This is a genomic window from Mesoterricola silvestris (genome assembly GCF_030295405.1).
Taxonomy (GTDB): domain Bacteria; phylum Acidobacteriota; class Holophagae; order Holophagales; family Holophagaceae; genus Mesoterricola; species Mesoterricola silvestris.
Genome location: NZ_AP027080.1, coordinates 1,751,946 through 1,766,014 on the forward strand (window position 1 = coordinate 1,751,946; position 14,069 = coordinate 1,766,014).

Here is a 14,069-nt window from a genome sequence, read left to right on the forward strand (position 1 = left end):
TCCCAGCACTCAGTCCGGGATGGGCGTGAGCTGGATCCCCTGGTAGTAGTGCTTCAGGATGCCGTCGAAGGTGGCCCCTTCCAGCGCCATGCCGTAGGCGCCGGTCTGGTCCATGCCCACGCCGTGGCCCCAGCCCCTGCCGTAGACGATCCACCGGCGGGAGGGCGCCTCCCCCACGGTGGCCATGCGGAAGACGTTGTCCTTGAGGCCCAGGAGGTTGCGGATGTGCATGCCCCGGAAGCGGTGGGGCCGGTTCTGGCCGTCCCGCACCACCATGTCCGTGACCCGGCCCTGGGGGTTGTGGGTGAGTTCGAAGCCCTTCACCGCCTTGATGCCGGCGCGGGTGCGGAGCCGGTCCAGGAGATCGGCCTCCTTGATCTCCACCTTCCAGTGGGCGGTGGGATTGTAGCGGTCCAGGGCCGTCCCGTCCGGGTCCAGGCGCCTCACCAGGAGGGGCGACCCGCCCGGGGCGGGGATCCACCGCACCCGGTCCCCCACCTGCACCGCGCTCTGGGCCACCAGGCGCAGGCTTCCGCCGGGGGCCTCCTCCGCCACCAGGATGGAGGGGGCCAGGGGCAGGGGCCCCGGGCCGCCGTTCTTCACCCGCACCTGGCCGTCCCGCAGGAGCGTGCCCTCCAGGAATTCCGCGGGCTCAAGCTCCTGCCAGAGGCGCCCGAGCACCTGGAAGGCCTGGCCCAGGGTGGGGGCCGTGCGCCACAGGGCCGGCGGGGCGATGCCGCGGCGCGCCAGGAAGGAGGCCAGGGGCTGGTCCGCGGGGGCGGGGACCGCGTCCCCCAGGAAGTACCGGGCATCGTCCGGGCGCTCCAGGCCCTCCACCACCTCCCCGAAGCCCAGGGACCGGGCCATCCACAGCAGGAGGCCGGGTTCCGGAGCCACGGGAACCCGGCCCAGCCGGGAGGCCAGGGCCGCCACGGTGGCACGCAGGTCGTCCTGGCGCGCGGGTCGGGCCATGCGCCCGGAATCCAGGTCCGCCGCGGGCACCAGCCCCGCCGCGCACAGGCGCAGCAGTTCCGGCGTGAGCCAGGGGGTGTCCCCGGCCACCGCCAGGGCCCCCTTGAAGGTGATCACCTGGGGCGAGGCGGCGTAGTTGGAGACGCCCTTGAGGTAGGGCCCGCCGTCCCCGAAGACGAAGGTGTTGTCGATGGTGCCCCCGCCCGAGTCGGCCATGAAGAGGGCCTGGATGGGCCTGCCCCCGTAGGTGGCGATGAGGCCCGCGGTCTCCGCCACGGCCCGGTCCGTGAGGGACTGCTCCCCGTCCCGGCCCCCGTAGACCTGGTCGGCCACGGTGTCCAGGAGGTCGAAGCCCTCCTTGGCGCGCTTGCCCAGGTTCACGTAGGCGTAGGTGCGCGCCGCCACCGCCTGGGCCTTGAGGGCCTCCAGGGCCGGGTACTCCCAGGCCCCCATCTCCCGGGGCACCACGCCCCGCAGGTAGGTCTCCAGGTCCAGCGTGTTGACCACGGAGAGCCGGCCCTGGGCGTTGGGGAAGATGCGCATGGCGCCGCGGTAGCGGCCCTTGCCCACGATGGTGGTGAGTTCCCGGGCGGGCTGGAGGAGCACCCCGGAATTGGGGAGGGGCAGCCGCTCGTACCGCTCCGTGACCGCGTAGAGGGCCCTGGCCTTCCGGGGCTTGCCCTTGCGCTTTTCCGTGGAGACCCAGAGCTCGTCGTAGCCGTGGGCGGCCAGCTTCTCCAGGATGGGCTCGGCCTCCTTCGCGCTTTCGAAGCGCCCCGTGAGCACCCGCCAGGTGCCGCCGTCGGGGACCTCCACCTTCTCGGGCACCTCGCCGAGGGCGGCCAGCTTCTTCAGGGTGGCCGTGGCGTCGGCGAGGTTCATGGCCGTGCCCACCTGCACCCGGTATTCGTCCGTGGGATCCGCCTCGCCCCGGCTGTCCCACCAGATGCGCAACTTCTCGCCCTCGGCCACCTTGAGCAGGCGCTTGCCTTCCAGGCTGCGCAGCTCCCCGCCCCCCTCCAGGCTCACGATCCATTCCAGCCCCTGGGTGTCCAGCCCCACGCGGATCTGGGGAACCGCCGCCAGCGCGGGCAGGGCGAAACAGAGCAGGGCGGGGAGGGATCGCATGGCTCCAGCTTACCGCAGGCGCAATGAATGATGTGTTCATTGATGAATCAGGAAAGGACCTGGGTTCATTGGTTGAGACTATTACAAAACCGGCACGAATCCGCCGGGGAGGTGTTGACAGGCATTAGTAATTAATTATTATTGAAGACGAGTTCCCCTGGACGCACCCCCCTTGCCCCCCACCCGCCTGCCGCTTCCTTTCCGGAGGTCCGCCATGCTCCTGTCCGGTTCTGCCCGAATGATCGGGTCCGCGCGCATCCCGTGGTTCCATTTCCGGGACCCCGGGCGCTGGCGGCTGGGGCGCGAACGCCACCGGCTCCGGCTCCTGTGGACCGTGGATTTCCAGCGAACCTTCCCCGCCCTCTGGCGCCACGGCACCGCCCTGGAGGAGGCCCGCGCCCAGGCCCGGAGCGCCGCCAAAGCCGCCGCCCGGCGCCCCAGGCGGTTTCAGAATTAGGGTGTGTCGGGAAACCCGAGCTGCGTTGAAACCGTGATGAAGGGGGCTGTCTCAGGTTGAGCAGATCCCCGTTCATCCCATCCATCGGCGTTCATCCCGGTTTCCGCAGGGCTGGCGCAGAGGTGGGTCGTAGCGCAGGTAACTCGACGTCCTTGACCCAAAAGTGGCGACAACACCCAGCGAAGCTCAAACGGGGATAAACAGGATCCAGGGGAAAAGGCAGGATAAAGAACGTCAGGTCAAAGCTGGAGCCAGATCACCGAGAACAACCTAGCGATTCAGGACCTAGGGTTAGCCGACACACTTTAGTACCAAATCGGCATCCTACAATTTCTCCCAGTGGCTCGCTTCGTAAGTGTGCTTGAGGGTGTAGTCGGTGTGGATTTGGGCGAGTTGGAGGTCGCCCGAGGTGTCCTCGTTCACGGCGTGCCAACGGCAGTAGGGGTCCAGGGCGCCGGGGCCGGCCTCGCGGGTGCCGTTGCCGCTCCATCCGATGCCGCCGTAGGGGACGTGGACCTCGGTGCCGCTGGTGGAGTTGTTGATGGAGGACAGGCCCGCGCGGATCTCCCGGGTGAAGCGCTCCGCCAGGGCGCGGTCGGCGGTGTAGATGGCGCTGCTCAATCCGTAGGGCGTGCCGTTGGCCCAGGCCATGGCCTCGTCGAAGTCCTCCACGCGGCAGAGGTTCACGGTGGGGCCGAGGATCTCCGTCTGGAAGAGCTTCATCCCGGGGGTCACGCCCTCCCACACGCAGGGCTGCATGAAGTGGCCCTTGGCGAGGGGGCCGTGCACCTTGGCGGTGCGGTTCTCCTCCGTCCATTTCGCCCCGCCGCAGAGCAGGGTCGCGCCCTCCTCCAGGCCGCCGTTCCAGTGCTCCTCGAAGGCCTTGGCGAACCGCGCGTTGATCATGGGACCGAAGAACACGTCGGGGTTGCTGATGGGATTGCCCAATTCCAGGTCCGCCACCGCCGCCAGGAAGGCCTCCTTGAACTTCGGGTAGATGTCCTTGTGGACGATGAGGTTGCCGATGGAGGTGCGGCGCTGCCCGGCGGTGCCGAAGGCGCCCCAAAGGGCCCCGCGCACGGCGTTGTCCAGGTCGCAGTCGGGGAGGATGACCATGGGGTTCTTGCCGCTGAGCTCGAGGCTGGGAATCGAGAGGTTCCGGCCCGAGGCCTCGGCGATGAGCCGGCCCACGGCGGTGCCGCCGGAGAAGCAGAACTTCTGGTAGAAGCCCTTGTCCAGGCCCGCCACCACGTGCTTGCCGCACCCCGTGCGGCCCTTGCCGTTGAGGATGTTCACCACCCCCGGGGGCAGGCCGGAATCCATCATGCAGCGCGCGAAGAGGTACGCGATGGTGGGCGCGTCCTCCGAAGCCTTCCACACCACCGTGTTCCCGCACAGGATGGCGGGGATGATCCGGGCGGCGGGGGTGGAAAGGGGGAAGATCCCGCCGGCCATCACGGCCACCACCCCCAGGGGGCGCCGGTGGACGGTGATGTGGCGCTGCGGCAGCTCCGAGGGGATGACCTGGCCCAGCTGGCGCCGGCCCTCGCCCTGGAGGTAGTGGCAGAGGTCGATGGTCTCCTGCACCTCGCCCCGGGCCTCCCGCAGGGGCTTGCCCACCTCCCGGGTGATGATGGCGGCGAGCTTCTCCTTGTGGCGGGCCAGGGCCTCGCCGATGCGCCCCACCAGGGCGCCCCGCAGGGGCGCCGGCATGGCGCTCCAGGCGGGGAAGGCCGCGGCGGCGGCCTTGGCGGCCTTCTCCACGTCCCGCTCCCCGCACTCGGGGAAGATGCCCACCGTGTCCCGGGTGTCGATGGGGGACCGGGAATCGAAGGAGGGCAGGTCGCCCTCCACTTCGCGGCCGCCGATCCAGTTGAACCCGATGACCGTCCTTCCATGGCTCGCCACTGAGGGGGGATTGTCCTTCAGATACATGTCGGGCTCCGGGGTACGTTGAACGCTCCAGCATATCCGGGTGGGGGGCCCCGTGGGACCCGCAACCTTGGACGAAGGGACGGCAGTCCGGGCATACTCTCCCCTCCGGAGGGCAAGGTGCGCAGATTCGATGTGGTGGTGGTGGGGGCCGGGATCGGCGGGGGCTCGTTCGTGTACAACCTCCTGAAGCAGGGCTTCACGGGCTCCATCCTGGTGGTGGACCGGGGGGACGCAGTCTCCACGGGGGCTTCCGCCTATTCCGCGGGGGGCTTCCGGAACCTGTGGACCACCCCCATCAACCAGCAGCTCTGCACCCGGGGCATCGGGATCCTCAAGGCCTTCCAGGACGACATGGGCGTGGGCATCGGATTCCGGCAGACGGGGTACCTCTTCACCTACTACCCGGACGCCTGGAGCCGCGTGCCCGACGCCGCCCGGATCTGGAAGGCCAACGGCGTGGATTTCGAGCTCCTCGACCCGGCCCAGGTGGAGGCCCGGATCCCCGGCCTGCGCTGCGCCGTGGACGCCGTGGACCCCGACGTGCGCGACTTCCTGGGCATGGAGCCCATCGCCGGGGGCGTGTTCGGCCGGGACTGCGGGAGCTTCGACCCCAGCCAGGCCGCGGCGGGCTACTTCGAGCGGGCCCTCCAGGACCACCCCGGCAGGGCCCGCCTGGAACTGCGCACCGAGGCCGAGGCCCTCGTCTTCGATCCCGCCGGCAGGGTCACGGGGCTGCGCGTGGCGGGTCCCGGGGGCCGGGAAGTGATCGAGGCGGGCCTGGTGGCCCTGTGCTCCGGCCCCTGGACCAACCCGCTCCTGAAACGCTCCGGGTGTCCTGATGAGGACCTCATGCCCATCCTGGCCCAGAAGCGCATGATGTTCCTCACGGATTTCCCGGACCAGGACCCGCGCTGGCAGGACATCCCCCTCACCATCATCGACCAGGGCATCTACTTCAAGCACGAGAGCGGGAACCTCCTCATCGGCAAGGCCAAGGCCGACACCCCCGACAGCCTGGACACCACCTTCGAGCCGGACTACTACGTGGAGGAGATCAACCTGGTCATGCAGGAGCGCATGCCCCCCACCGCCACCTGCAGGCTCAAGGGCGGCTGGGCCGGGCTCTACGACACCACCGGCCCCGACCACAACGCCATCCTGGGATGGCACGCCAACCACCCCGGCCTGCTCCTGCAGGTGGGCTACAGCGGCCACGGCGCCATGGAGAGCCCCGCGGTGGGCATCGGCCTGGCCGAGCTGGTCATGACCGGGGGCTACCGCAGCATCGATCTCACGCCGCTGCGGTGGAGCCGGTTCCGGGAAGGGGATCTGGTGAAGGAGACGATCGTCATCTGACGGTATGATGAGGGTCCCGGGGGGCCCCTTGTTCGACAACATCCATATCGCCACGATCCTCGTCACGTACGTGGCCGTGCTGTTCGCCCTGAGCGTCCACGAGGCGGCCCACGCCGCCGCGGCCTACTACCTGGAGGACGACACCGCGGCCCGCCTGGGGCGCATGACCCTGAACCCCCTGGCCCACATCGACCCCCTGGGCACCCTCATCCTGCCCCTGCTGGGCATGATCTCCGGCATCCGGGTGCTGGGCTGGGCCAAGCCCGTGCCCGTGAACCCCGGGCGCCTCACCCGCAAGTACCCCATGCGGGTGGGCTACGCCATGGTCGCCGCCGCCGGCCCCGCCTCCAACCTCCTCCAGTCCCTGGTGTTCCTGGTGATCCTGGCCATGCTGATCCGGGTGGTGGGACCTGGGAACCCCGGGCTGCGCCTGAACTGGTTCTTCGCGTCCATGCAGACCCCGGTGGAGCGCTTCATGGAAGTGCCCGGCATGGGGGCGGGGTCGGCCCTGGCCATCACGCTCCTGGGGCGGCTGGTGATGATCAACATCGGCCTGGCCATCTTCAACCTGCTGCCCTTCGGGCCCCTGGACGGCGCGGGCATCCTGCGCGGCTTCCTCCCCTACCACATGCTGCCCACCTTCGACCGCATCCAGCCCACCATCACCATCGTCCTCCTGGTGTGCTTCCTGGTGCTGCCGGTGGTGATCACCACGATCCTGAGCCCCTTCTTCTTCGTGGCGGACGCCTTCTACATCACCCCCCTGGCCCGGCTCCTGCTGGGAGCCTGAGGTCCTACCGGAGCCCCAATGGAAGAGAAATTCATCACCAACGCCGAAGACGTGGAGGGCGAGTCCGCCACCTTCCTGGAGGCCTCCCGGCGCAGCCAGGCCATCTGGGACGACCTGCCGAAGCACCCCTCCAAGTACCGGGTCCTCACCGGGGAGCGCCCCACGGGCCCCCTGCACATCGGGCACCTCTTCGGGACCCTGGCCAACCGGGTGCGCATCCAGGAGCTGGGCGCCACCACCTTCATCGTCATCGCCGACTACCAGGTGCTCACGGACCGGGACAGCGCGGAGAACGTGGGCGCCAACGTCACCGAGGTGATCCTGGACTACCTGGCCTCGGGCCTGGACCCCGAGAACGGCCGCACCTTCTTCTTCAGCCACAGCCACATCCCCGAGCTGAACCAGCTGCTGCTGCCCTTCATGAACCTGGTCACCACCGCGGAGCTGGACCGCAACCCCACCGTGAAGGAGGAGATCAAGGCCGCGGGCCTCAAGCAGGTCAACGCCCTCATGTACACCTACCCCATCCACCAGGCCGCGGACATCCTCTTCTGCAAGGGGAACGTCGTGCCCGTGGGCCGGGACCAGCTGCCCCACCTGGAGCTCACCCGCAAGATCGCGCGGCGCTTCAACGACCGCTTCGCCGCGGGCGCCCCGGTCTTCCCCATCCCCGACGCCCTCCTTTCCGATATCCCCCTCGTGCTGGGCACCGACGGCCAGAAGATGAGCAAGAGCCGCGGCAACACCATCATGCTCAAGATGACCGCGGAGGAGACCGCCAAGGTCATCAAGGGCGCCAAGACCGACCCTGACCGCAACATCGCCTACGACCCCCAGAACCGCCCCGAGGTGGCCAACCTCCTGCGCCTGATCTCCATCTGCACGGGCGAGGCCCCCGAGGCCATCGCCGCGGCCATCGGCGACGGCGGCGGCGGCAAGCTCAAGGCCGCCCTCACCGAGGCCCTCAACGCCCACCTGGCCCCCATGCGCGAGCGCCGCGCCCGTTACGCCCAGGACCCCGGCTACGTGAAGGACGTCCTGCGCCGCGGCATCGCCCGGGCCCGGGAGGAAGGCGTCGCCACCCTGCAGCAGGTGCGCCGGGCCATGAACATGGACCACGGCCTGGACGGCTGAGCCATGACCCCCTCGGATATCCTCGCCGAACTCGAGCTCCCCTACGACGGCCTCCCCGAGGCCGCCCTGCTGGAGGCCATGGAACAGCCCGGGGCGGTGATCCCCGGCCTCCTGACGATCCTGGGGGAGGCCGCCGCCGACCCCATGGCGTACCTGGACGCCACCGGCTCCAACGCCCACCTCTACGCCCTGTACCTCCTCGCCCAGTTCCGGGAGCCCCGGGCGCTGGAGCCGCTCCTGTCCATGCTGCGCCTCCCCGCGGACCAGCAGGACGCCCTCCTGGGGGACCTGCTCACCGAGGGGGTGCCCTCCCTCCTGGCCTCCCTTTGCATCGGGACCCCCGCCGTCCTGGAGGCCACCGCCGCGGATCCCGCCCTGGACCCCTACGTGCGCGGCGCCGCCATGGACGCGCTCCTGGTGCTGTCCTTCCAGGGCCACCTCCCCGAGGACAAGCTCCTGCGGGCCTTCGACGTCCTCCTGGCCACCTTCGAGGCCCGGGGCCCCGCCGAGGACCCCACCGCCTGGGCCTTCCTGATCATCGCCCTGGAGACCGCCGGCTTCGCCGCCTTCCTCCCCCGCCTCCGGGAGGCCCTGCGCCGGGGCCGCGTGGACCGCGAACTGGTGGACCCCGACGAACTGGAGGACGCCATCACCCGGTACAACGCCCACGAGCGCCGCCGCTTCCTCCTCACCCACCACCTGGTGGAGGACGCCCTCCTCTCCCTGGAGGAGCTCCACTGGCCCGGCGACGCCGAGGACCTCGACGAGGACCCCATCCCCGACCTCCCCACCTTCGCCCCCGAAGCCGTCCACGCCATCATCGCCCGCCAGCCCTACCCCAAGCCCGCCGGCACCCCCGCCCAGAACGCCGATTGCCCCTGCGGCAGCGGCAAGAAGTACAAGCGCTGCTGCGGCAAGCCCTAGCCGGCCGCTTTTCCTCCATCATTTTCACTTGCGTTCCGCATCATCCAGGGTAGACTATAACTTCCGAGTCGGTTCCTTAGCTCAGCTGGTTAGAGCATCTGACTCTTAATCAGAGGGTCCAGGGTTCGAGTCCCTGAGGAACCACCACTCGAAATGCAGCCCCGAAACCTTGCGGTTTCGGGGCTTTCCATTTGGGCACGAACGGGGCGCTCGGGAAGGTCGCACCGGCCGGGACCCGGAGGCCGCCCCCGACAGGAACTGTCCCTCCGCGCCTGTCATCCTCTTAGGGGCGGGCCCCGCATCCGCCCCGCTCGGGAGTCCCCTATGTTAGCGATCCACACCAGCGACTGGCACCTGGGGGCGGCCCTGGGGGAGGCTTCCCGGCTGGAGGAGCAGCAGCGCTTCCTCCAGTGGCTGGGGACCACCATCCGGGAGCGGGGGGTGGACACGCTGCTGGTGGCGGGGGACATCTTCGACCAGGCCAATCCCTCGGCGGAGGCGCAGCGCACGTACTACACCTTCCTGCGGGACCTGGGGGAGACGGGGTTGAGGCAGGTGATCCTCACGGGGGGGAACCACGATTCGCCCTCCCGCCTGGACGCGCCGTCGGAGCTGCTGGGGAACCTGGGCATCCATGTGGTGGGGGGGCTGGACGCGGATCCGGAGAGCTGGGGCCGGTGCCTGTGCCCGCTGCGGGACGCGGGGGGGGCGGTGGAGGCGGTGGTGGCGGCGGCGCCCTTCGTGCACGAATGGCGGCTGGGCTTCCGCACCCTGGACGGGACGCCGGAGGAACGGGGCGTCCTGCTGGCGGCGTGCTTCCGGGCCTTCTACGGGCGCCTGGCGGACCTGGCGGAAGGGGCCTTCCCGGGGGTTCCCCTCCTGGCCATGGGGCACCTGGCCTGCGTGGGCTCGACCCCCCGGGACGCGCCCCTGGAAACCCACCTGGTGGGCACCCTGGGGGCCCTGCCCGCGGATATCTTCGACGAGCGGTTCGCCTACGTGGCCCTGGGGCACATCCACCGGAACTACGCCGTGGCCGGCGGCAGGGCCCACTACTGCGGCACGCCCCTGGCGCTGAACGCCCGGGAAGGGGCGACGGCGCGGCAGGTGAACCTGGTCCGCCTGGAGGGGGGCGCCCTGGCCCTGGAGCGCCTGCCGGTGCCCGCCTTCCGGCAGGTGCTGGAGTTCGCGGGCACCCCGGACCAGGTGCGGGCCTACCTGGAGGACCTGGCCTGGACGGAGCCCCTGCCGGCCATGCTCTCCCTGGAGGTGTGCGTGGAGCGCCACCAGCCCGGCCTGGAGGACGAGGTGCGCGCCCTGGTGGCGGCCCGGGAGCCCCGGCCCCTCCTGGTGGGCCTGCAGCAGACCCTGGTGCGGCGAGGGGACCCGGAGGGCGGGGACGGCCCGGCCCCCTCCCTGGAATCCCTGGAACCCCGGGACGTCTTCCGGCTCCTGTGCAAGGCCAAGGGCGAGAACGCCGATGAGCTCATGGCGGCCTTCGAGACCCTCCTGGGGGAGGAGAACCTGTGAGACTGCTCAAGCTCTCCTTCAAGAACCTCAATTCCCTCTACGGCGAAGGCGTCATCGATTTCGAGGGCGGGATGCGGGGCCTCTCCCTCTTCCTGATCTCCGGCCCCACCGGTTCGGGCAAGACCACCCTCCTGGACGCGGTGTCCCTGGCCCTCTTCGGCCAGACGCCCCGGTTGCCCCGGAGCTTCGGCAGGCCGGAGAAGGACCCGGCGCTGATGATCTCCCACGGCACCGGCGAGGCCTGGGCCACCCTGGAATTCAGCCGCAGGGCCCCCGAGGGGGACGTGCGGTACCGCGCCACCTGGCACTGCTGGAGAGCCGGCGGGAGGCCCGACGGAAATCCCCAGCCGCCGGAGCGCACCCTGGAGATCCTCACCGGGGAGCCCCAGGCCTGGGAGACCCTGGTGTGCGGAACCCGGCAGAAGGACTGGGAGGCACCCTTCCAGAAGGCCCTGGACCAGTTCAGCGTGGCGGATTTCAACCGCTGCATGCTCCTGGCCCAGGGGGAATTCGCGGCCTTCCTGAACGCGACCCCCGACGAGAAGGCGACGATCCTGGAGCGGCTCACCCGCACGGACCGGTACCAGGTGCTGGGCCAGCGGGCCGAGGCCCGCAAGAAGGACGCCGAGGCCAGGCTCGCCCTGGCCGACCTCGCCCTCCAGGGCATCGAGCTCCTGCCCGGGGAGGAGCTGGAGGCCCTGGAAGCGGAACGGGGCCGGGTGGAGGAAGCCCTGGGGGCGGAAAAGCTCCGCCTGGAGACCCTCAGAGCCTGGCTGGACTGGCTCGCCCAGGCGGAGCGCCTGGAGGACCTCTGGGCGGCCTCCGGGGACCGGCTGAAGCGGGCGGAGGCCGCCCTGGCGGAGGCGGGCCCGCGGCTGGAACGGCTCCAGCGGTTCGAGGAGGCCCAGGGCTCCCTGGCCCTGCTGGACCAGATCCGGCAGGGCGCCGCCGGCATCCGGGTGGAGACGGAGGCCGCCGCCGCCCTGGAAACGGGCCTGCGGGACCTGGACGGGAGGCTGGAGGCGGAAACCGCGGCCCTGGCTCCGGTGCGGGAGGCCGCGGAGGCGGCGACCCGGAACCGCCTGGACCACCAGGATGGGATCCGGGAGGCCCTCCAGGTGCACCAGGCCCGGGACCAGAAGCGGGCGGAGTTGGACCATTTGGAAGGGGCCCTGGCCGCGGAGGAGGAGGCCCAGCGCGGGCGGGAGCAGGAACGGGAGCGCCTGGAACGGCTCGCGGCCACCCGCCGCGACGAGGCCGCCGGGGCCGCCCGGGCCCTGGAGGACCTGGCCCCCCACGCGCCCCTGGGGGAGGCCCTCGGGGGGCTCCGGCAAAGGGTGGAACGCCTGCTGGAGGACGAGGGCCGGGCGGCGTCCGCGGAGCGGGAGGTGGCGGATCTGGAGGCGGCCGCCGGCCGCACCGGCGAGGAATGGGCCGAGGCCGAACACCGGCTCCGGGAAGCGGAAGACGCCCTGCGGGAGGCCCAGGGGGGCGAAACCGCCCGCCAGGAAGCTTTCCAGGCCGCCCTCCAGGGCTTCCCGGGGGTTCCGGAGGCCCGTTCCAGCTGGCAGGGGGAAAAGGACCGGCTCGCCCGGAGGATCGTGGCGCTGGGGCGGCTGGCGGAAACCCTCGCCACCCTGGGGCCCCTGGAGGCGGAAACCGCCGGGGCCGGGGCGGCCCTGCGGGAACTCGAGGCCCAGGCCCGGGAGAAGGCCCTGGCGGAACGGGAGGCCCGGGGGATCGAGGCCGACTGGGCCGAAAAGGCGGCCCGCATCCAGGGCCGGCTGGAGCAGGCGAAATGGGCCGCGGATATCGCCCAGGAGCGGGGACGGCTCCAGGAGGGCCTCCCCTGTCCCCTGTGCGGAGGCCTGGACCACCCCATCCTGGCGGAGGCCCACCTGGCCGCGAAGGACCTGGAACGGCGCCAGCGCTGCCAGGACCTGGAGCGGGAGCTGGACCAGGCCCGGGGCGGCATGGCCGCCGCCCACGCCACTTGGGAGGCCCTGGACCGCCAGAGCCACGCCCTCCAGGCCACCCTGGCCCTCCGGAAGGAGGCGGCGGCCGGCCAAGGGCGCCGCCTGGAGGAGCTGCGCTCGGGCCTGGAAGCCCAGGCGGGGGCCCTGGGCTTCCAGGGCCTTCCCGGGGCGGAGGAAATCCAGGGGGCCCGCCTGGAGGCGGAGCGGCGCGCCGGGGTCCTGGACGCCTTCCTGGACGATGCGGACAAGGCCGACCGCCTTCTGGGCGAGGCCCGGCAGCGGGTCCACGGGGCCCACCAGGGCCTGCTGGCCCGCAAGGGGGACCTGGATGTGCTCGCCGAACGGCGGCGGGCCGGGACCGCGCAGCTGGAGAAGGGCAGGGCCCTCCTGGGGGCGGCCCGCGCCCGGAACGGCCTCCTGCGCACCGGGTTGGCGGAGGCCCTTGGCGGCCTCCAGCTGCCCCTGGAGGGGAAGGAGCCGCTGCTGGCGGCCCTGGAGGCCGGGGAGGACCTGGCGGGGCGGTACCGGGCGGCAGTCCAAAGGGACGAAACGGCCCGGGCCGCCCTGCTGCGGGCGGAAACCGAACTCATCGAGCCCCGGGCCCTGGGGGACAAGGCGGCCCGGGAACTGGCGCTGGCCCGGGAGAAGGCCGCGGTCCTGGCCGGGGAGTGGAAGGCCCTGGACGCCCGGGCCGCGGCCCTTCTGGGCGGCCAGGACCCCGGGGCCTTCGCCCGGGCCCTTGAGCAGGCGGACCAGGAGGCCCAGGCGGCGCACCGGCGCCTGGCCCAGGCCGTGGACCGGCTCCAGCGGGAGCGGGCCGCCCTGGAAGGCCAGCACCAGGAAAAGGCCGCCAACCTGCGGAAGCTCGCCGACGACCTGGCCCTCCAGGAGCGGAGCCTGGACGCGCATATGCGGGAGCTGGGCCTCCCCGGCCGGGAGGCCCTGGAGGAACGGCGCATCGCCGCCGGGGACCTGCAGGCCCGCCTCCAGGAGCGGTCCCGCCTCCAGGGGGAGCTGCAGTCCGCCCGGGACATCGCCCTGGAACACGGGCGCACCCGGGCCCTGCACGGGGAATCCCGGCCCGGGGACCTGCCCGGGGATGCGGCGCCGGGGGATCTCCTGGGGGAAAAGGAGGCGTCCGAACAGGCCACCGGCGAGCTGCAGGCGCGCCAGGCGGGCATCGCCCGGCGCCTGGAGGCGAACGCGGCCAACGTCCAGCGCATGGGCGAGGCCCAGGGGAGACGGGAGGAGGCCCGCAGGGCCTTCGAGCTCTGGAACCGCCTGCACCTGCTCATCGGCGTCAACAACGGGAGCGTCTTCAAGCGCTTCGCCCAGCTGCTGAACCTCCAGGACCTCCTGGCCAAGGCCAACGCCAAGCTGGAACGGCTCCGCCCCCGGTACGCCCTGGTGCCGGCCCGGGACCCGGATGGGCAGGAGGCCCTGGCCTTCGCGGTGCGGGACGGGAACCACGCCAACCAGGAGCGCCCCGTCACCACCCTCAGCGGCGGGGAGACCTTCCTGGTGTCCCTGGCCCTGGCCCTGGCCCTGGCGGACTACCGCACCGTGCGCATGCCCGTGGAGACCCTGCTCCTGGACGAGGGGTTCGGCACCCTGGACCACCGGACCCTGGAGGAGGTCCTGGGCATCCTGAAGGGCCTGGGCGGAACCCTGGGCCGGCGCACCCAGGTGGGCATCATCAGCCACGTGGAGACGCTCCGGGAGGCCATCCCGGCGCGGATCCTGGTGGAGCCCTCGGCCCCGGGCCGCAGCTCCGTGCGGGTGGAGTTGGGCTGAAGGCCGCCATTGACATTATTCAAATCAGGGATTATCCATGGTTGCCCCACCCTGAAAGAATGCCTGTACGGCC

Annotated in this window: 9 protein-coding genes and 1 tRNA gene; 8 read left to right on the forward strand and 2 right to left on the reverse strand. The window is 71.3% G+C overall.

Going from position 1 to position 14,069, the window contains the following annotated elements; genetic code table 11:
• Nucleotides 1-9 precede the first annotated feature (9 nt).
• Nucleotides 10-2,100 (reverse strand): SpoIID/LytB domain-containing protein, encoded by a 2,091-nt coding sequence (locus R2J76_RS07360; protein ID WP_316415180.1) that lies wholly within the window; start codon nt 2,098-2,100, stop codon nt 10-12.
• Between the two features lie 238 nt (nt 2,101-2,338).
• Here R2J76_RS07360 and R2J76_RS07365 point away from each other — a divergent pair, with 238 nt between their 5' ends.
• Nucleotides 2,339-2,557, forward strand: coding sequence for a hypothetical protein (locus R2J76_RS07365; protein WP_316415181.1), 219 nt, complete (start codon nt 2,339-2,341; stop codon nt 2,555-2,557).
• Between the two features lie 324 nt (nt 2,558-2,881).
• Here R2J76_RS07365 and R2J76_RS07370 read toward each other — a convergent pair whose 3' ends face one another.
• Complete coding sequence (locus R2J76_RS07370; protein ID WP_316415182.1) at nt 2,882-4,492, reverse strand: aldehyde dehydrogenase family protein; 1,611 nt, start codon at nt 4,490-4,492, stop codon at nt 2,882-2,884.
• A gap of 117 nt (nt 4,493-4,609) precedes the next feature.
• Between R2J76_RS07370 and R2J76_RS07375 the strand changes: the two genes are divergently transcribed.
• From R2J76_RS07375 to R2J76_RS07405, 7 genes are all read left to right on the forward strand, one after another.
• A complete protein-coding gene (locus R2J76_RS07375) occupies nt 4,610-5,848 on the forward strand; it encodes an NAD(P)/FAD-dependent oxidoreductase (protein WP_316415183.1) in 1,239 nt (412 codons plus the stop codon).
• A 28-nt stretch (nt 5,849-5,876) separates the two neighbouring features.
• On the forward strand, nt 5,877-6,638 hold the full coding sequence (locus tag R2J76_RS07380; RefSeq protein ID WP_316415184.1) for a site-2 protease family protein: 762 nt from the start codon (nt 5,877-5,879) through the stop codon (nt 6,636-6,638).
• Between the two features lie 18 nt (nt 6,639-6,656).
• Nucleotides 6,657-7,772, forward strand: coding sequence for a tryptophan--tRNA ligase (trpS, locus tag R2J76_RS07385; protein ID WP_316415185.1), 1,116 nt, complete (start codon nt 6,657-6,659; stop codon nt 7,770-7,772).
• Nucleotides 7,773-7,775: 3 nt separating this feature from the next.
• On the forward strand, nt 7,776-8,696 hold the full coding sequence (locus R2J76_RS07390; protein WP_316415186.1) for a DUF1186 domain-containing protein: 921 nt from the start codon (nt 7,776-7,778) through the stop codon (nt 8,694-8,696).
• Between the two features lie 70 nt (nt 8,697-8,766).
• Nucleotides 8,767-8,843, forward strand: a tRNA-Lys gene (locus R2J76_RS07395).
• A gap of 177 nt (nt 8,844-9,020) precedes the next feature.
• A complete protein-coding gene (locus tag R2J76_RS07400; RefSeq protein ID WP_316415187.1) occupies nt 9,021-10,226 on the forward strand; it encodes a metallophosphoesterase family protein in 1,206 nt (401 codons plus the stop codon).
• Nucleotides 10,223-13,996, forward strand: coding sequence for an AAA family ATPase (locus R2J76_RS07405; protein ID WP_316415188.1), 3,774 nt, complete (start codon nt 10,223-10,225; stop codon nt 13,994-13,996). Before R2J76_RS07400 ends, R2J76_RS07405 begins: the two co-directional genes overlap by 4 nt.
• Nucleotides 13,997-14,069 lie beyond the last annotated feature (73 nt).

Bases quoted from the DNA above. Each gene is read 5' to 3' on its own strand.
- R2J76_RS07360 (WP_316415180.1), bottom strand. From the start codon at position 2,100: ATGCGATCCCTCCCCGCCCTGCTCTGTTTCGCCCTGCCCGCGCTGGCG.
- trpS (WP_316415185.1), top strand. From the start codon at position 6,657: ATGGAAGAGAAATTCATCACCAACGCCGAAGACGTGGAGGGCGAGTCC.
- R2J76_RS07390 (WP_316415186.1), top strand. From the start codon at position 7,776: ATGACCCCCTCGGATATCCTCGCCGAACTCGAGCTCCCCTACGACGGC.
- R2J76_RS07400 (WP_316415187.1), top strand. From the start codon at position 9,021: ATGTTAGCGATCCACACCAGCGACTGGCACCTGGGGGCGGCCCTGGGG.
- R2J76_RS07365 (WP_316415181.1), top strand. From the start codon at position 2,339: ATGATCGGGTCCGCGCGCATCCCGTGGTTCCATTTCCGGGACCCCGGG.
- R2J76_RS07370 (WP_316415182.1), bottom strand. From the start codon at position 4,492: ATGTATCTGAAGGACAATCCCCCCTCAGTGGCGAGCCATGGAAGGACG.